General features: G+C 66.5%; 17 protein-coding genes. 7 read left to right on the top strand and 10 right to left on the bottom strand.

Annotated features, from left to right (window positions below; translation table 11 throughout):
- Positions 1-2: 2 nt before the first annotated feature.
- The 4 genes from G7Y85_RS05375 to G7Y85_RS05390 all read right to left on the bottom strand — a co-directional run bounded on the left by G7Y85_RS05375 (position 3) and on the right by G7Y85_RS05390 (position 4,571).
- Complete coding sequence (locus tag G7Y85_RS05375; RefSeq protein WP_166252923.1) at positions 3-1,115, bottom strand: hypothetical protein; 1,113 nt, start codon at positions 1,113-1,115, stop codon at positions 3-5.
- A gap of 25 nt (positions 1,116-1,140) precedes the next feature.
- Positions 1,141-2,607, bottom strand: a complete 1,467-nt coding sequence (locus G7Y85_RS05380; protein ID WP_166252926.1) for an OprO/OprP family phosphate-selective porin — start codon at positions 2,605-2,607, stop codon at positions 1,141-1,143.
- A 44-nt stretch (positions 2,608-2,651) separates the two neighbouring features.
- Positions 2,652-3,692: an alpha/beta hydrolase gene (locus tag G7Y85_RS05385; RefSeq protein WP_241696011.1), complete on the bottom strand. Its 1,041-nt coding sequence runs from the start codon at positions 3,690-3,692 to the stop codon at positions 2,652-2,654.
- A gap of 183 nt (positions 3,693-3,875) precedes the next feature.
- Positions 3,876-4,571 carry a TerC family protein gene (locus tag G7Y85_RS05390; protein ID WP_166252929.1) on the bottom strand — a complete coding sequence of 232 codons (696 nt, stop codon included), beginning with the start codon at positions 4,569-4,571 and terminating at the stop codon, positions 3,876-3,878.
- A 109-nt stretch (positions 4,572-4,680) separates the two neighbouring features.
- On the opposite strand from G7Y85_RS05390, the gene G7Y85_RS05395 reads away from it, so the two are divergent.
- Positions 4,681-5,040: a hypothetical protein gene (locus G7Y85_RS05395; RefSeq protein WP_166252932.1), complete on the top strand. Its 360-nt coding sequence runs from the start codon at positions 4,681-4,683 to the stop codon at positions 5,038-5,040.
- Between the two features lie 52 nt (positions 5,041-5,092).
- On the opposite strand, the gene G7Y85_RS05400 is transcribed toward G7Y85_RS05395, so the two are convergent.
- Positions 5,093-7,255: a PQQ-dependent dehydrogenase, methanol/ethanol family gene (locus tag G7Y85_RS05400; protein WP_166252935.1), complete on the bottom strand. Its 2,163-nt coding sequence runs from the start codon at positions 7,253-7,255 to the stop codon at positions 5,093-5,095.
- A 187-nt stretch (positions 7,256-7,442) separates the two neighbouring features.
- Between G7Y85_RS05400 and G7Y85_RS05405 the strand changes: the two genes are divergently transcribed.
- Positions 7,443-7,688, top strand: a complete 246-nt coding sequence (locus G7Y85_RS05405) for a DUF1653 domain-containing protein (RefSeq protein WP_166252938.1) — start codon at positions 7,443-7,445, stop codon at positions 7,686-7,688.
- Between the two features lie 61 nt (positions 7,689-7,749).
- On the opposite strand, the gene G7Y85_RS05410 is transcribed toward G7Y85_RS05405, so the two are convergent.
- Positions 7,750-8,208, bottom strand: a complete 459-nt coding sequence (locus G7Y85_RS05410; RefSeq protein WP_166252941.1) for a MarR family winged helix-turn-helix transcriptional regulator — start codon at positions 8,206-8,208, stop codon at positions 7,750-7,752.
- A 208-nt stretch (positions 8,209-8,416) separates the two neighbouring features.
- Between G7Y85_RS05410 and G7Y85_RS05415 the strand changes: the two genes are divergently transcribed.
- Positions 8,417-8,839 (top strand): organic hydroperoxide resistance protein, encoded by a 423-nt coding sequence (locus G7Y85_RS05415; RefSeq protein ID WP_166252944.1) that lies wholly within the window; start codon positions 8,417-8,419, stop codon positions 8,837-8,839.
- A gap of 63 nt (positions 8,840-8,902) precedes the next feature.
- Here G7Y85_RS05415 and G7Y85_RS05420 read toward each other — a convergent pair whose 3' ends face one another.
- Complete coding sequence (locus G7Y85_RS05420; protein ID WP_166252947.1) at positions 8,903-10,612, bottom strand: DUF8614 domain-containing protein; 1,710 nt, start codon at positions 10,610-10,612, stop codon at positions 8,903-8,905.
- A gap of 56 nt (positions 10,613-10,668) precedes the next feature.
- Positions 10,669-11,589 (bottom strand): LysR family transcriptional regulator, encoded by a 921-nt coding sequence (locus G7Y85_RS05425; protein ID WP_166252950.1) that lies wholly within the window; start codon positions 11,587-11,589, stop codon positions 10,669-10,671.
- Between the two features lie 107 nt (positions 11,590-11,696).
- Between G7Y85_RS05425 and aceB the strand changes: the two genes are divergently transcribed.
- Positions 11,697-13,295 (top strand): malate synthase A, encoded by a 1,599-nt coding sequence (gene aceB / locus G7Y85_RS05430; RefSeq protein WP_166252953.1) that lies wholly within the window; start codon positions 11,697-11,699, stop codon positions 13,293-13,295.
- A 140-nt stretch (positions 13,296-13,435) separates the two neighbouring features.
- On the opposite strand, the gene G7Y85_RS05435 is transcribed toward aceB, so the two are convergent.
- Positions 13,436-13,954 carry a gamma carbonic anhydrase family protein gene (locus G7Y85_RS05435; RefSeq protein ID WP_166252956.1) on the bottom strand — a complete coding sequence of 173 codons (519 nt, stop codon included), beginning with the start codon at positions 13,952-13,954 and terminating at the stop codon, positions 13,436-13,438.
- Positions 13,955-14,050: 96 nt separating this feature from the next.
- Here G7Y85_RS05435 and G7Y85_RS05440 point away from each other — a divergent pair, with 96 nt between their 5' ends.
- The 3 genes from G7Y85_RS05440 to G7Y85_RS05450 are packed head-to-tail and all read left to right on the top strand — an operon-like array spanning position 14,051 to position 15,702.
- A complete protein-coding gene (locus G7Y85_RS05440; RefSeq protein WP_166252959.1) occupies positions 14,051-14,935 on the top strand; it encodes a helix-turn-helix domain-containing protein in 885 nt (294 codons plus the stop codon).
- Positions 14,928-15,290: a VOC family protein gene (locus G7Y85_RS05445; protein WP_166252962.1), complete on the top strand. Its 363-nt coding sequence runs from the start codon at positions 14,928-14,930 to the stop codon at positions 15,288-15,290. Before G7Y85_RS05440 ends, G7Y85_RS05445 begins: the two co-directional genes overlap by 8 nt.
- 1 nt (position 15,291) lies before the next feature.
- A complete protein-coding gene (locus tag G7Y85_RS05450; RefSeq protein WP_166252965.1) occupies positions 15,292-15,702 on the top strand; it encodes an SRPBCC family protein in 411 nt (136 codons plus the stop codon).
- Here G7Y85_RS05450 and G7Y85_RS05455 read toward each other — a convergent pair.
- Positions 15,686-17,368 (bottom strand): zinc-binding metallopeptidase family protein, encoded by a 1,683-nt coding sequence (locus G7Y85_RS05455; protein WP_166252968.1) that lies wholly within the window; start codon positions 17,366-17,368, stop codon positions 15,686-15,688. The genes G7Y85_RS05450 and G7Y85_RS05455 overlap by 17 nt on opposite strands.
- Positions 17,369-17,608 lie beyond the last annotated feature (240 nt).

Raw genomic sequence — 17,608 nt, forward strand, 5'->3', positions numbered from 1 at the left:
CGTCAGTTCGCGACGCCGACTTCGAACGCCGCACCGTCCGCCGCCGGCACGAAGCCGTAGACGCCGCCGGCATAGATCAGATGGCCGCTGAGCGCGCCGCTGGCTTCGACCACGCCGGGCACCGGCGTGTCATAGGCCAGCGTCGCGGCACTGCCGGCGCGGGTAAACGCATCACCGGACCAGCTGGCGTCGGCGTTGCTGCCGGCGCTGTCGACCACCGCGTAGCTGCCGTCGGCAGTGCCGGACGGCAGGGTGTCCTGCAGCGTCAGGATGCGCATGCCGAAACTCGTCGCCGAATTGCGCACCAGCTGCAGCGGCACGATCGTGGTTCCCGCTTCGCCGAGGATCACCGAACCGCTGAGCGTGCCGCCGGTGGTGACGGCGCTGCCCGCCGGATCGGTGGTGTAGAAGTCGAAAGCGTCGTGCGTGGCGTTGTAGCTGATGTAACCCTTGGCGGTGTCCGCGCAGCTCGATGAGTAGACGGTGAAGCCGCCGGTCGTCGCGTCGGTGCAGAACTGCACGGTGCCGGCGTTGCGCAGGCGGCCGGAACCGGCGTACGAGCTGGTGACGCCGGCTTCGGTCTGCACGCCGACGGCGTTGAAGATCAGTGCGACATCGTTGAAGGCGGTCGGTGCATCGGCATTGTTGTAGGTATCGCGGAACGCGAGCAGCGGCGTGAAGCTGTCGCCGGCCGGCGTCTGCACGCCCCCTTCGACCACGCCGTTGGCGGACAGCGTGAAGACCGCACCGGATTCGCCGCTGGTGTAGGTGCAGCCATCCACCTGGGCCAGCGTACCGCTGCGCGTGCTGGCGGCAGCGCGCTGGACACTGGCATCGACCGTGATCGTGTAGGCCAGCGTTGCCGGGTCGAGGCTCAGCGTCAGTTCCTCTCCGAGCGCATCACCGCCCTTGTATTGGGTCAGCGCGGCAGGCAGATTGGCGCAGACACCCGGCGTCGTGCCGCCATCGCCGCCGCCACCGGTATCGCCGCTGCCGCTGTCCGGATGATCGCGCTGGATGCAACCTTGCAGCGACAGCGCGAGGCAGGCGCCGGCCATCAGACTCAGGGCGGGCAGGCGGCGCTCGCGAGCCGCACCGGAATGTTCGATCGTCATGTGGAGTCTCCGTCAGTCGCGAGTGTTAGAACGAGATCTGCATGCGCAGGCCAACCGAGTCGCCGTCGTCCGGCCCCTTGTAGCTGCCGACGCGGTTGTTGGTATTCCAGTCGACGTAGTCGAGCATCACGCGCGACCAGTCGTTGAGGTACCAGTTCAGGCCGATGGTGTTGCTGCTGCCGGTGCCGCCGTTGGGCGCATCGCGGAAGTCGTAGCGGTCGAAGCGCATTGCCAGTTCCCAGGCGCCCCAGCCACCCGAGGTGACCGGGCTCAGCACCTTGGTCGTGCCCCAGACGCCGGAACGTGACGAGAAGCCCGGCTTCTCGCCGGTGATCAGCCAGCCGGCCGATACTGAACTCGCATGGCGATCGACGACGTCGACGGACGACGAATCGATGCGCCGGCGTGTCCACTCGCCGAAACCCCAGAAGTTGCGGAACACGCCGCCGAGCTCGTAGCCATAGGCCTCGTCGCGCGTCGGATCGGCGATCGAACTCGACGAGATGCGCAGATTGTCGTTGAAGTTCTGACCGATGCGCGGCACGTTATTGATCGACGTGATGTCCTTGCCGAGCTTCTCGTAGTAGTACCAGCTGCCGAGATGGATGAAGCCCTGGCGGCCCTTGATCGGGTTGTAGGTGGCACGGATGGCGTACATCAGCGAATCGCTGTTGTCGCCCGTGTTGTCGATGTCGTCGCCGGTGATGCTGGCGCCGACATGCCAGTTCGAGCCGTAGGCCTTCACGTAGCCGCCCAGCCCGTAGTAGCCGTTCACGCCGGCGCCGACGTTGGCAACTGCGTTGCGCTCCATGAACGGCTGCCGCGACATCGTGCCCGAGCCTTCGATGCTGCGATCCTTGAGCTTGTTGCCGACGTAGTAGGTGATCGGCAGGCCGAACGGCCGCGTGCTGTACGACAGCCAGGCGTCCTTGACCGACGTGAGGTTGTCGGCGAAATCGACATCGATCTTGTAACCGAGCTTGCCGATGTCGCCGTCGGCACCGAGTCGCAGATTGCGCGCGGCGGTGCCGCTGATGTTGCGCTCGTCATACGACGAGCCGTGCGTGCTGGAGAAGTCGAGCATGATGCGGCCGCGCGGCTGGAACGTGAAGAAGCCGTCGCTGCTGCGGAACTCCGGACCGCCGTTGCGCCAGCGGATGTTGCCGTTGCCGCTGCTGCCGCCGGCCAGCTGTGCCAGCTGTGCCTGCATCTGATCGAGCTGGCCTTGCTGCGAATCGGCGACGGCGGCGTCGACTTCCGCTTTCTTCTCGGCAGCCTGCGCAGCCGCAGCGTCGCCCGCCGCCGCCGTGCCGGCTTCCCTGGCTTCGACGGCGGCGAGACGCTTCTGCAGCAGTTCGATCTGCTCGGATTGCTGCTTGATCAGGCGCATCAGCGCCGCGTTGGACGTGTCGTCGGCGAGCGCCGGCAGGGATATCGCCAGCAGCGAGCTGCCGACCACGGTGGCGAGCACGGTCTTGCGGAACGGGATCATGGGATCACCCTTGAATGATGGAAGAGGAAAGGACTGCGGCGCGATCAGTCGCGCATGCGGCCGTCGGAATCGTCGGCGTCGTCGTCACCGGCATCGTCGGCATCGGATGGCGCCGGCTGCTTCGCTGCTGCTGCGGTGCGCGCGCTGTCCATGAAGCCGTGACTGCGGGCCCAGCTCGCGAACAGGCGCGGCCAGGCCGAGACCAGCGTGCCCGGCGCGCCGAGCCCCCAGCCATGACCACCTTTCTCGAAGACGTGCAGCTCGGCCGGAACCTGCGCCGCGTGCAGCGCGTTGAACATCACCAGGCTGTGGCCGACGTTGGCGATCGGGTCGTCTGCGGCATGCGCCAGAAAGGTCGGCGGCGTGGCATGCGTGACGTGCAGCTCGGCGGAGTAGGCGTCGTCGGCGTCACTCTGCGTGTTCAGCTCGCGACGGCTGCGCGTGGTGTTGAGCGCGCCCTTGAGCGAGATCACCGGGAAGATCAGCGCCGCGAAGTCGGGACGTGCCGACACCTTGTCGCTGGCATCGACCGCGTCGTACAGCGGATCGTCGAAACGGGTTTCGGTGATGCCGGCGAGATTGCCGCCGGCCGACATGCCGAGCACACCGATCTTGTGCGGATCGATGCCGTACTCGGTCGCGTGCGCGCGCAGGATGCGCACCGCGCGCTGGCCGTCCTGGAATGGCGCGACCGCCTTCCAGCCGTCTGCCGGCAGTCGGTAGTAGAGCACCGCGGCCGTGACACCGAGCGCATTCAGCCATTGTGCGACCGGCAGGCTTTCGTTCGAGATCTGGATGCGGAAATAGCCGCCGCCGCCCATGATCACGACCGTTGTCCCGTTCGGGTGCGCCGGCTGATAGATCGCCATGCGCGCGCGGCTGATGTTGGAGACCGCCCCAAGACCCTTGCCTTCGGTGCCGCTGCGTTCCGGACCGCGGGTCGGGGCGTGATCGGTAACCGATGCCGGCCACAGATCGACAACGGTCGGTGTCGTTGCCGCAGCCTGAGCGCTGCCGACGATCGCCATGCCCGTCAGCAGGCCCACAAATCCAAACGCAATCCGCAGTTTTCGCCGGATCGTCATTGCCGCTCTCCTCGCTGGTTATGGCGCGTGTCGAAATGCGCTGATGACCGCCGACTCCCGGATCGGGTCGCGACGGACGATGCCTGGAGTCTTTGTACCGCAGGCCGGCCGGGGCTCAAATAACACCTTGGTGTTACGGGGCCGGTGGCAGGCGGCAAGCGCCGCTGCGAAAGCGGGCTGCGCTCAGCGGCCGATCTTGCGCCGCTGCCTGTGCTTCGCGAGCGTGTGGCCGATGCCGATCACCAGCAGGGCGCCGGCCAGCGGCACGGCATAGTGCGACCACGGTGGCAGCGCGCCGAGCCTGATAGCGAGCGCGCGATCGTCGAGCACCATCTCGCCGGCGATCCAGCCAAGCAGCGCGGCGCCGAACGTGATGACGATCGGGAAGCGGTCCATCAGGCGCAGCACGAGCTGGCTGCCCCAGACGATGATCGGCACACTGATCAGGATGCCGGCGGCGACCAGGCCGATGTGGCCGTTGGCGGCGCCGGCGATCGCGACCACGTTGTCGAGGCTCATCACGGTGTCCGCGACGATCACCGTGCGGATCGCGCCAAGCAGATGGGTGCTGGCCGGAATCCCGGCGTGGTCGTCGGCTTCCGGCAGCAACAGCTTGATGCCGATCCACAGCAACAGCACGCTGCCGGCCAGACGCAGGTATGGGAAAGCCAGCAGTTCGAGCGCGAAGAACACCAGCACGATGCGCAACACGATGGCGCCGAATGTGCCCCAGAAGATGCCCTTGCCACGCAACTCCGGCGGCAGCTGGCGACAGGCCAGCGCGATGACGACCGCGTTGTCGCCACCGAGCAGAACGTCGATCGTGATGATCTGCAGGATGGTGACGATCAGGTCGCCGTCAAATACCAGTGCGTGCATGCAAGCCCGTCGGTCCGACACGAAGTGTCCGCCCGATTGTACGCGCGTGTCCGCGAGGTCCCCGGCACCGTTTTTTCAGCGGCGACTGCTGCTGTGCGTAAAATGCGCGATGACTTTCAAACCTGTCCTGATCGCGGTGGCGCTGGGCGGCGCCATCGCCGCTGCGAGTTTGCCGTCGCTGGCTGCCGATCCGCCGGCAGCGCCGCCACCGGCGACAGACCAGACCCCGGCGCCGGCGCCGGTTTACGTGCGCCCACTCGATGAGCAGGGACACGGCGCCGCGCAAGCGGCCCCGGCGCCGGTGCAGAGTGGACCGACGATCGATTCGGTGCTGTCGATGATGCGCAAGCTCGGCATGATCACCGCCTCCGCCGCGGTCATGCTGCTTGGTTCGGCACTGGCCGGCCTGTTGCTCGCGGCGCTGGTGCTGCTGATCAGGAAGCGTCGCGAGCAGCGCAGCGCCTCCTGAGCGTCGCGGTTCAGCGGGAGCGCATCGGGGCGCGCTCCCGCAATGGCGGATCTCAGCCGAACAGCGCTTTCAGTTTCATCTTCAGCATCAACATCAGGAAGTGCCAGCCGGTCCTGATCTGATCCCAGGCCGAGGGCTTGTAGCGTGCGCGATCGCGAATGTAGTTCTGCAGCGCGAGGATGTCCTCGTCGGACAGTTCGCTGAACTGCGGCATGCCGCGCGCGAGCAGGCCGCCGTCGCGGACGACGGCAGTGAATGCCGCGGTCGACAGCGGAATTTGCGAGGCGCGCAGGTCCGGCGCGTAGCCGCCGGCGACAGCGGCGACGCCGTGGCAGATCACGCATTGCTGGTAGACGTACTTGCCCTTTTCGGCGAGCGCGGGGTCGATCTTGAACTCCGGTGCCGCGAGCGGCGCGACCTGCGCCGGTGGTGGTGTCGGCGGCAGCCTGGCGTCACCATCGAGCACGAAGGTCAGCAGTCGACGCGGATGGTCGCGACCGACCCAGCCATGCTGCGCCGACAGCGAACCCAGCAGCATCTGCCCGCCGGCCCAGCCGGCCGGAATGCTGATGTACTGCTTGCCATCGACTTCATAGCTGATCGGCGAACCCATGGAGCCGACGCCCATGTCGAAGCTCCAGACCACCTTGCCGGTTTTTGCGTCGTGCGCGACGAACTTGCCGTCGGCCTGTCCCTGGAACACGAGGCCGCCGGCGGTGGCCATCACGCCGCCGTTGTTGGCGCCGGGCGTCGGTTCCTCCCAGGCCTTCTTCTGCGTGACCGGATTCCAGGCCAGCATCGAACTCGAGCCGGCGTTCTTCGGCACGTCGTCGAAGAAGCCATCGAGGCCCATGACGTCGCCCTTGCTCATCTTCCAGGTGCTGGGGTCGCGACCGGCGTCGTTGTAGTAGCCGGCCATCTCGTGCGCGGGGATGTAGACCAGCCCGGTGTCGGGGCTGTAGCTCATCGGCGGCCAGTTGTGCAGGCCGGCCGAGCCCGGCCAGATCATCGCCTCGCCATCTTCATAGCGCGCGCCCTTGTTCTCGACCGGGCGGCCGGTCTTCATGTCGACGTACTTGGCCCAGGTGACCTTGCCGAGCTTCTCGGCCGAGATCAGCTTGCCGGTCGCGCGATCGATGACATAGAAAAAGCCGTTCTTCGGTGCGTGCAGGATCACGTCGCGCGGTTTGCCGTCGATCTCGATCGTCGCCAGCTCGATGTCCATCGTCGACGTGAAATCCCAGCTTTCATCGGGCGTGGTCTGGTAGTGCCACACGTATTCGCCCGTGTCGGCATCGAGCGCGACGACCGAGCACAGGAACAGGTTGTCGCCGCCGCCCGGCGAACGCAGCTTGGCGTTCCAGGGGCCGCCGTTGCCGGTGCCGATGTAGACGCGGTTGTATTTCGGGTCATAGGTCATCGCGTTCCACGCGGTGCCGCCGCCGCCGTTCTCCCACCACTTGCCGTGCCAGGTCTTGGCGGCCATTTCCATGGCCTTGTTCTCGAAGCCGTCGGCCGGATTGCCGGGCACGATCCACCAGCGCCAGATTTGCTGGCCGGTTTCGGCGTCGTAGGTCGTGACATAGCCGCGCACGTGGCCGAAGTCCGCGCCGCCCTGGCCGATGATCACGCGCGCGCGGCCGTCCGTGCCTTGCCAGACGCGCGGCGCGCCGGTGATGTAGCGGTTGTCGTCCGGCTCGGTGGTCTGCGTTTCCCAGACCAGCTCGCCGGTGTGCGCATCGAGTGCGAACAGGCGGCCGTCCTGCACGCCGGCGTAGATCTTGCCGTTCCAGTACGTCAGGCCGCGAATGCCCCAGGCCATGCGCATCTTGCGCACGCCGACATGCGGATCGTATTTCCACAGCAGCTTGCCGGTGCGCACATCGACGGCGTGGATCACCGAATAGCCGGCGGCGACGTAGACCACACCGTCGACCTCGACCGGCATCGTCGCCATGTTCCAGACATCGTCGAAGTCCAGCGACCACGCCAGCCCGAGCTTGCCGATGTTCTGCGTGTTGATCTGTGTCAGCGGGCTGAAATGCTGCTCGTCGAAAGTGCGGCCGTTGGCCGCCCAGTTGCTGCCGTCGGCGTCGTTCGACAGGGCGGCGTTGTCGATCTGCGACGCGGCCTGTGCGGTGCTGGCCAGCGCCAGCGATGCGGCAATGCCGAACAGAATCCCGCGCGCATGCGCGGCGATGCCAGCTGACTTCATAAGCTTTTCTCCCGTGGATGACGGCCTGCGCGCGATGGCGTCCGACCGTTCTTGCGGCCTCGACTCTAGCGCGCCGCCGTCGCGCGGCGGTCACCCGTACAGACGAGTCATCGTCATCGCCATCGCCGGCGCGGCATGACACGCCGGAATTTGCGAAGCTGCGGTGAATTCACGGCCGCGATCCATCATGCAAAGCCCCGATTTCCGACCCGGTGTCTATCGTCACTACAAGGGACAGCACTACCTTGCGCTGGGCCTGGCGCGGGCCGACGAGAACGACGAGATCGTCGTCGTCTACACGCGCCTGTATGTGCGCGAGGGCTTGCCGATGAGCACGCGACGACTCGCGGTCTGGAACGAAGTCGTCAGCACGGGCGGCGGCGTGTCGGTGCCGCGCTTCGAGTACGTCGGCCACAGCACCCCGGCGCCCTGAGCCGGCATTCACGCAGCATCGATCCGGCGCGGCCGGCGCGCGGGCCGGCACGCTTCGCTTCTCAATCGGTCGCGTTGAGCTGGTCGCGCAGCGCCAGCAGATCGTCCTTCAATTCCAGCATCGCCGGCGTCGAGCGTGCGCAGGCCTGCATGATGTGCAAGGGCACGGTCTTCGCTTTCTCGCGAAGACGGCGGCCGGCAGCTGTCAGCGTGATGCGAACCTGGCGTTCGTCAACGGCGCTACGCCTGCGCGCCAGCAGGCCGGCGCTTTCCAGACGCTTGAGCAGCGGCGTCAGCGTGCCGGAGTCCAGATGCAGTTGTTGGCCGATGTCCTTGACCGGCAGGTCGTCGCCTTCCCACAGCACCAGCATCACGAGGTATTGCGGATAGGTCAGGCCCAGCTTGTCGAGCAGGGGCTTGTAGACACTGTTGAACGCCAGCGCCGTCGAATACACGGCAAAGCACAGCTGGTTCGACAGCTTCAGGGCGGCGTCTTCGAAGGTGTCGGTCGGTCGGGTCATGGCGGCAGTCCGGGAGCAGGGCGGAGCCGGCAGGCTCCTTGCGGAAGATTATATTGTGCGCAATTGAATTGCATAATTCTCGTGCGCCATATTCCCATAAATTATTTTGTACACAATTTAATTTGACGTAAATTAACTCCTGTCGGGCGCGGCGATCCATCCAAAAATCGCCGGCCGCATCCAGAATCCACAAGCCAAGGAGTGCCCCATGTCAGTCAATGTTCTCTATCGCACCAGCGCTACCGCCACCGGCGGCCGTGACGGCCGCAGCGTCGTCGAAGGCGGTGCCCTCGACGTCAAGCTCAGCACGCCGAAGGAACTCGGCGGCGGCGGCGATGGCAACAATCCGGAGCAGCTGTTCGCCGCGGGCTACTCGGCCTGCTTCATCGGCGCGATGAAAGCCGTCGCAGCGCAGGGCGGCCCGAAGGTGCCGGCCGACACGACGGTCAAGGCCACGGTCGGCATCGGCCCGCGCTCGGAAGGCGGCTTCGGTCTGGAGATCGCACTTGCGGTGTCGCTGCCGGGTCTGGCCCGTGCCGATGCCGAGGCGCTGGTCGCCAAGGCGCATCAGGTCTGCCCGTACTCGAATGCGACGCGCAACAACGTCGACGTGCAGCTCAGCGTGATCTGAGCCGGTGCATGCAAAAGGGCCCGGCGCGACCTGTTCGCGTCGGGCCCTTTCCGTGCTGACGACTCAGTTCGGTGTCGTGGCGGAATCGAGGCCGAGCACGGCGGCGCCCTGCTCGAAGCGGATGTCGACCGGAATGTGCGCGGCATCGAGCTTCTTCAGGTCCGCGGCGAGAGTCGGACCGACCTTGCCCATGCTGTCGGTCAGCGCCCGCGCGGCGGCGTAGTCGCCGTCGCCCTGGATCGTCAGCAGCTTTGCCGACAGCGCGTTCATGGCCTCGGTCATGCGCGTGAAATCGACGCGATAGCGGCCGCTGGCCGGATCGCGGGTGAATGCGCCCTCCTGTGCGAAGAAGTTGAAGCGCACCATGTTGGCCTTGGCGTGCGCGTCGGTGGCACCGAAGCGAACCGAGCGCAGGATGCCGGCGAGAAAGGTCACGTAGTTGTCCATCAGCCTGGTCTTGTCCAGCTCGCCCTTGTCGGCGAGCTTGGCGACCATGTACAGACCGAGGATGTCGGCCTTGCCTTCCTCGAAGCTCGAATCCTGATCCTTGAGCGCCTGTCGCACCGTGCCCTTGCCGTCCAGCGTGTTCTTGATGCCGAGGCCATGCGCGACCTCGTGGAACATGGTGTTCTGGAAGAACGCGTCGAAACTCAGATGCGATTGCTGGTCTTCGGCGATCAGGGTTTTGGCGATCGGCAGCATGATGCTGTCGAACTTCGCCTTCATCACGTTCTCCAGCTGCAGGCGGCGGGTGCCGGCCTTCAGTTGCACCTGCTCGTCGTTCGGCAGGTTGATGGCAATGGTCTTGGCGCCGACATCGGCGTTGCCCGCGTAGTAAACCGCGAAGTAGGCGTTCAGGTCGGCATCCGAGCCCGGTGTCTCGGCCTTGTATTTCGCCGGCACCGGCAGCTCGCGCTGCAGCTCCGGCAGGTATTTGGCGAAGCGGGCGAGTCGTGCGCTCCAGGCCCGGTCCTTGATCAGCACGTAGCTTTCGTAGCTGGCCTTGTAGCCGAACACCTGATCTTCGTAGGTTTCGATGGGACCGATGACGATGTCGATCGGATTGGTCTTCATCGCCATCCACGCGTAGTCGCTGGGCTGGTAGTCGTCGCTTTGCAGGGCGTCGGCGCGCATCCTCAGATACTTCATGAAGTCGCGGTTCTTCGACAGCGTCGCGGCCTCGCGCAGCAGCGTGGCGGCTTTCGCCAGATCGGCCTTGTACGCCTCGTGGTAGGGCACGGTGACGAGCCGACCCTGCGCATCGCGACGCAGGAGGGTATAGAGCCCGGTCTTGTCGGCGAGGTCGGCCTGCTCGAACTCGGCCTTGCTCATGTCGGCCGGATAGAACTGCACGCCGGGTGGTCGCGGGCCGACGCTGGCGACGAAGGGTTCGTCCGCGTGCAGCCGGTCCCAGGGGCCGAAGTTCAATTCGGCAAACGCGCGCCGCCCGGGATCGGCGATGCGCTGCAGCAGCGCGTCCTTGTCGCCCCAGCTTTGCTGCCAGAACAGATCATTGGTGACATCGGCGGCCTGGATCAGCAGACCGAGCATCTTTTTCTGATTGGCATCAAGGCCGGACAGATCGGCGGTCAGCCGGACGCTGGCGTAGTCGGCGAGGCGCTCGCTGATCGGTACCGCCTCGGCCGGTGGCGTCGCCACAGGGTTGGCGGCTTCGGCGGCGACCGGTGCCGGTGCGTCCGGCGCGACCGCAGCGCAGGCGCTCAGACCCAGCAGCGGCACCCACAGCAGGGACAAGCTGAGCAGACGACGCATGACAGGTGCTCCTCGGAAAACGTGGTGGCATGGTACGGCCTCCGCGGCCTGCTTTCTCAAGCCGACGGCTCGCGCGTTCCCCAGTACGCCGGATTGCCGAAGCGCTGCTTGAGGTGGTCGACGAACAAGCGCGTGCGCAGCGGCAGATGGCGGCGCTCGAGAAACAGCGCGTAGATGCCGTTCGGCGGCGCGGCGAAGGCCTGCAGCACGGCGCGCAGGCGGCCGGCGGCGAGGTCGTCGCTGACCTCCCACATCGAGCGCCACGCCAGACCGCGCCCGGCGAGCGCCCATTCGTGCAGGACGGCGCCGTCGTTGCAGTCGAAGCGGCCCTGTGGCCGGACGCTGCGCAGCTCGCCGTCGACGACGAAACTCCAGCCGCGCGCCTGGCCGCCGGTGTCGCCGAGGCTGAGGCCGTCGTGCTCGGCCAGCTCGTCCGGATGTTTCGGCGTGCCGCGGCGCTTCAGATAGGCCGGACTGCCGACGACGACGCGACGGTTGTCGGCCAGATGCACACGCACCAGCCGCGAATCGGTCAGCTCGCCGACGCGGATCGCGCAGTCGATGCTTTCGTTGGCGAGATCGGCGATGCGATCGGACAGATCGAGCGAGACATCGACGTCCGGGTGCTGGGCGAGGAAGTCGGCGACGGCCGGCGCGACGTGCCGGCGGCCGAAGCCGGCCGGCGCCGTGATCCGCAGGTGGCCGCTGGCGCTCATGCTGCCGCGACGCACATTGGCCTCGGCGCTGGCAAGGTCCTCGACGATGCGCTGGCAGTCCTCGAGGAACGCCGTGCCTTCCTCGGTCAGGCTCAGGCTGCGCGTCGTGCGCGTCAGCAGGCGTACGCCGAGCCGGGCTTCGAGCGCATCGATGCGGCGGCCGATCATCGCCGGCGTCAGGTCCAGCGCGCGCGCCGCGGCGGAGAGGCTGCCGCGCTGGGCAACCTGCACGAATGTCTCGATTTCCCGGAGCGGATTCACTCTGTTGATACAAAAAGTAAAAGATGATTTGCAGTGTAGTTCATTCTTCTGCCGCGTTTCGAGGCCTATCATCGCGATTCGTTTCTTGGACCCGACCGGAGCCCCCGATGAGCCTCAAACTGCCCGAAGGCATGCAGATCAACGCGCCGCTGCAGCCGCGCTTCGACGAAATCCTCACGCCGGACGCACTGGCGCTGGTCGCCAGGCTGCACCGTGCGTTCGAGCCGCGCCGCCAGGAACTGCTGAAGGCCCGCGTCGAACGCCAGAAGCGCATCGACGCCGGCGAACTGCCGGACTTCCTGCCGGAAACCAAAGCGATCCGCGAGGGCGACTGGAAGGTCGCGCCGCTGCCGAAGGCGCTGGAAAACCGTCGCGTCGAAATCACCGGCCCGGTCGAGCGCAAGATGATCATCAACGCCTACAACTCGGGCGCTGATTCCTACATGACGGACTTCGAGGATTCCAACAGCCCGAACTGGTCGAACCAGATCCAGGGCCAGGTGAACCTGTACGACGCGATCCGCCGCCAGATCAGCTTCACCAACGAGAAGGGCAAGGAGTACAAGCTCAACGACAAGATCGCGACCCTGCAGATCCGTCCGCGCGGCTGGCACCTCGACGAGAAGCATGTGCTGGTCGACGGCAAGCGCGTGTCCGGCGGCATCTTCGACTTCGCGCTGGTGTTCTTCCACAACGCCAAGGAGCAGATCGCGCGCGGCGCCGGCCCGTTCTACTACCTGCCGAAGATGGAGAGCCATCTGGAAGCGCGCCTGTGGAACGACATCTTCGTGATGGCGCAGGAGCACATCGGTCTGCCCAAGGGCACGATCAAGGCGACGGTGCTGGTCGAGACCATTCTCGCGACGTTCGAGATGGAAGAAATCCTTTACGAACTGCGCGATCACTCGGCGGGCCTGAACGCCGGGCGTTGGGACTACATCTTCTCGTGCATCAAGAAGTTCAAGCGCAACACGGACTTCTGCCTCGCCAACCGCGCGGCGATCACGATGGAAGTGCCGTTCATGCGCGCCTACGCGCTGGCGCTGGTCAAGGCCTGCCACAAGCGTGGCGCACCGGCGATGGGCGGCATGAGCGCGCTGATCCCGATCAAGAACGACGAAGCGGCCAACGAAAAGGCCATGGCCGGCATCCGCAACGACAAGGCGCGCGACGCGCGTGACGGCTTCGACGGCGGCTGGGTCGCGCATCCGGGCCTCGTGTCGCTGGCGCAGGAAGAGTTCCAGAAGGTGCTGGGCGACCGCCCGAACCAGTGGGACAAGCAGCGCGACGATACCTTCGGCCCGAAGGACTGGATGAACTTCCAGCCGGAACAGCCGATCACCGAAACCGGCGTGCGCAACAACATCAACGTCGGCATCCACTATCTGGGTTCGTGGCTGTCCGGCAACGGTTGCGTGCCGATCCACAACCTGATGGAAGACGCCGCCACCGCTGAGATCAGCCGCTCGCAGATCTGGCAGTGGGTCGTCAGCCCCAAGGGCAAGCTCGACGACGGCCGCAAGGTCGACGCGGCGATGGTGCGCGCGATCATTCCGGAGGAACTGGCGAAGGTGAAGGCCACCGTCACGGCCGGCGGCGAAGACACCGCCACCTACGACCAGGCCGCGAAGATCTTCGAGGAGATGTCGCTGTCCGACAACTTCCCCGAGTTCCTGACGCTGCCGCTGTACGAAGCAATGGCGTGAGAATCACCGCGATGTGAAGAAGCCGCGCGAGGCGACTCGCGCGGCTTTTTTGTTGGCGATGAGATCGCGGCGCCGCAGCGGTCGCGGGCCTGGCCCGCTTCCATAAGAAAGCGCCGACTGCGCGCGCGAGCCGTATCCGTTCAGACCGGCTGCAGCTGCTCGCGGAAGCGCCTGGCGTTCTGCACGTAGTGCAGGGCCTGCATTTTCAGCATCGCCGCGCTGCTTTCGTCCAGCGTGCGCACGACCTTGGCCGGTGAGCCGACGATCAGCGAATTGTCCGGGAATTCCTTGCCTTCGGTGATCAGCGCGTTGGCGCCGACGATGCAGTTGCGGCCGATCTTCGCGCGGTTGAGCACGACCGAACCGATGCCGATCAGCGTGTTGTCGCCGATCTCGCAGCCGTGCAGCATCACCATGTGGCCGATCGTGCAGTCGGCGCCGATCGTCAGCTTGATGCCGGGGTCGGTGTGCAGCACCGAGCCTTCCTGGATGTTGGTGTTGGCACCGATCGTGATGTCGTCGTTGTCGCCGCGCAGCACGCAGTTGAACCAGATGCCGACGCCGGGCGCGCAGCGCACCGAGCCGATGACGGTGGCGTTGGGGGCGACCCAGTGCTCGCCGTCGAACTGCGGAACGCGGTCGCCGAGGCGGTAGATCATGCGGAACTCTCCGGAAAGGGTGGCGCCATTGTCGTCAATGCGGCGTGGCGCGTCGCGCTTGCCGGCGATGCCGGGCCGGCGCTAGCCTCGCCGGCAATGCCCGATGTCACGATCCTCAAGCAGGGTGCGCTGACGGTGGCCGACTATCGTTGTCGGGCGCTGCCGGGCGAGCGTGCCTACGACGAGCAGCATCTGCGTCATTCGATCTCCTATGTGCGCCGCGGCAGCTTCGGCTGCCGATCGCGCGGCCGGGAATACGAGCTGGTCGCCGGCGCGTTCCTGATCGGTCATCCCGGCGACGAATACCGTTGCACGCACGACCATCATGTCTGCGGCGACGAGTGCCTGTCGTTTCATTTCGACGCGGGACTCGTCGAGACGATCGGCGATCGACGGCAGAGTTGGCGGGCCGGCTGGATGCCGCCGGTACCGGAGTTGATGGTGCTCGGCGAGCTGGCACAGGCGGCGGCCGACGGGTGCAGCGAGGTCGCGCTCGACGAGCTCGGCCTGCTGCTCGCGGCGCGCTTTCTCGCAGTGCACGCCGGCAAGGGCAATCGCCTGTCGTCGCCGTCGGCTGTGGATCGTCGCCGCGCCGTCGAGACCGCGCTGTGGATCGACGCGCAGGCCGTGCAGGACATCGACCTTGCGGCGATGGCGCGCGTCGCCGGTCTCAGCGCCTTCCATTTCCTGCGCCTGTTCGTGCGTGTGCTCGGTGTGACGCCGCATCAGTATCTGCTGCGCGCGCGGCTGCGGCGTGCCGCACGCCTGCTGGTCGGGAACGAGCAGCCGATCATCGACGTCGCGTACGACGCCGGCTTCAACGACGTCTCCAACTTCGTGCGCAGTTTCCGGCGCGCCGCCGGCGTACCCCCGCGCATGTTCCGGAACGCCTCGCGCGGCGACCGCAAGATTTTCCAAGAACGCCTGGCACGCCCCATCCAGACTGCGGTCTCCATCTCCGGAGACCTCAGCCATGTATGACCATGTCGGTTTGCGTATCGGAAATCTCGCGGCCAGCGGCCGCTTCTATCGTGCCGTGCTGGCACCGCTCGGGTACGTCGCGGACGCCTCGGGCGGCGGCTTCGGTCCGGACGGGCGGCCGATGCTGTGGCTGCACGAGCACGCCGACGCCGGCGTGCGCGGCGTGCATCTGGCGTTCGCGGCCGCCAGCCGCGCGGCGGTCGACGCCTTCCACCATGCCGGGGTGGCCGCCGGCGGCCGCGACAACGGCGCGCCGGGCCTGCGTTCCGACTACGGCCCGAACTACTACGCCGCGTTCCTGCTCGATCCGGACGGCAACAACGTCGAAGCGGTCTGCCTCAAGCCGGGCAACTGAAATGGCCTCGATCCAGCGTGAGGCTTTGATCAATGCGAGCACCGCCCAGGTCTGGGACGCGGTTCGCGATGTCGGCGCGCTGCACGATCGTCTGGTGCCGGGCTTCGTCGTCGATACCGTCGTCGACGGCGAGGTCCGCACGGTGTGCTTCGGCAACGGCCTTCGTGTTCGCGAACGCATCGTCGATGTCGACGATGCGCGCCGGCGCATCGCCTGGTCGGTACTCGATGCGCCGCAGCTGCGTTACCACCATGCCAGCCTGCAGTTGTTCGACGACGCCGGGCGCTGTCGTGCGGTCTGGATCGCCGATCTGTTGCCGGACGAGCTCGCGTCGCGGATCGCGACGATGATCGAACAGGGCCTGATGGCGATGCAGCGCGCGCACGAGCGCACCGCTACGGCAGATCGCTGAAGCTGCGATCGGCACGCAGTGTCGCCGCCGAGTGCGTGTTGAGGTTCAGCACCATCTGGATCAGCGCCTTGATCTGGCGCTGTTCGAGATCGTAGTCGGTGAAGTCGCTGGAGACTTCCGGGAGCGGGCCGTTCAGCAGATATACCGGGCCGGTGATGAGCTGGATCTTCGGCAGCCCGGCGTCGCTGCTCCACGGGCCGCCTTCGCCGAACGGCAGCGGCACGGTGACGAGGCTGCGGTCGAACTGCCTGGCGAACGTCACGCTTTCGTCCTGCTGCACGCTGCCGAGATCGCCGTACAGCACCAGCGGCTCCGGCAGGCCGTCGAGCGCCATCGTGCCGGGCGTGAGCTCGTCCCACTCGCGAGCGCCGAGGTGTTCGATCTCGATCGCCGTCATCGCCTTTTCCTGCAGCTCGTCGTGATGCGCATCGATGTAGGCGCTGATGCCGGGGCTGCCGGCGAAATGACCGCCGGTGAAGACGATCTTCAGGCCGCGCCGGCGCTGTGAGGCCGGCGCATGCAGGAAGTATTCGGCCATCGACAGGATCGCCGCCGGACCGTTGTCTTCGATCGAGTTCGGGCCGTCGCTGTGCGAGCTGACCAGAATCTGCCGATCACACTCGCCCGGTATCAGCGCCGAGACGTTGTACGAGGTCGCGTCGGCCTGACTGGCGTCGAGCGTCATCTTCAGCTGCAGCGGCGTGACGCCGGCATCGACGATCTGCTGCTTGAGCGCGGCGCCGGTGTCGCGGTCGAGATAGAGGCCCGGCACGCTGGGAATCGCCAGGCCGCCGAACGGCACGTAGGAGTTGTCGGCGGCCGCCGGCGGATAATCGAGCACGGCGATGACCCCTGCGGCGCCGGCGGCCTTCAGCGCGGCGTCGATCGCGCCGATCAGGATCAGCTCGTTGACGAAGGGCCGCGTGTACGGCGTCAGTGGGCCCAGCGTGCCATTGTCGTCGTGGACGTAGACCGACAAGGCCTCGAACGCGCCGATCGGCAGCGCCAGCTTCGGCGCGTCGTACAGGACGATCTTGCCGCCGACATTCGCGGACGCGATGGCCTGCGTCAGCGAGACGCCGCCGCTCAGCGTGTCCTGCAGCGTGGCCTGGATCGCCAGCGGGATGTCGGCAGGGTTCTGCTGGCTCAGGGCGCCGTAGACCGCGCCGAGCAGATTGACGCCGGACAGCGCCGACAGGTAGGTGACCGGTGCGCTCAGTCCGTCGGGGCCGGTGCTGCCGGATGACGGAATGAAATACGCGACATGCAGCGGGCCGGGCGAGGCGCCGTTCAGCACCTCGAGCTTCGTTGTCTTCGCCGACCACGACGTGAAGGTATACGGTTCTTCGCGCACGTCGCTGGCGCCGAGCTTGCGCAGTTGCCCGGCGAGGTAATGGATGTAATCGAGCTCGGCCTGATTGCCTTCGACGCGGAAGCCGTCGCCGAAGCGGTCCGCCGCCACCTGGCGTTTGCGGACCGTCGCGACGTCCGGTACGAGCGCGTCGATGATCGCGGCGTCGCCGGCGATGTCGCTCGTGCAGTCGCCTAGCGCCGCGCCACCGGATGACTGCGGGGCCGAGCTGCGGCCGCAGCCGGACAGCAGGACCAGACCGGCGATGCCGGCGGCCGAGGCCATCTGCCGCCACCGCGGCCCATCCTTGCGCATTGCGTTTCTCCCCTTGACTCGTGTCTTATGTGCCGCTGCTCGAGCGCGCGATGATGGCCCAGCGCCGGCCGGGTGTCATCGGTGTCGGGGCCACGCCCTGGCTTTGCCCCGGGGGCATGGACGGATCGGCCTGCCGCAAATTGTTTTGCCGCTACCCCTTGAATCCCGCCGGCCCGTCACCAACAATTAGCAGCCTTCATCGGAGAGTGCTAACACCGTGCCTAGAAAACGGCTCCGGCA

The sequence above is a fragment of the Solimonas terrae genome (genome assembly GCF_011067135.1).
GTDB lineage: Bacteria > Pseudomonadota > Gammaproteobacteria > Nevskiales > Nevskiaceae > Solimonas > Solimonas terrae.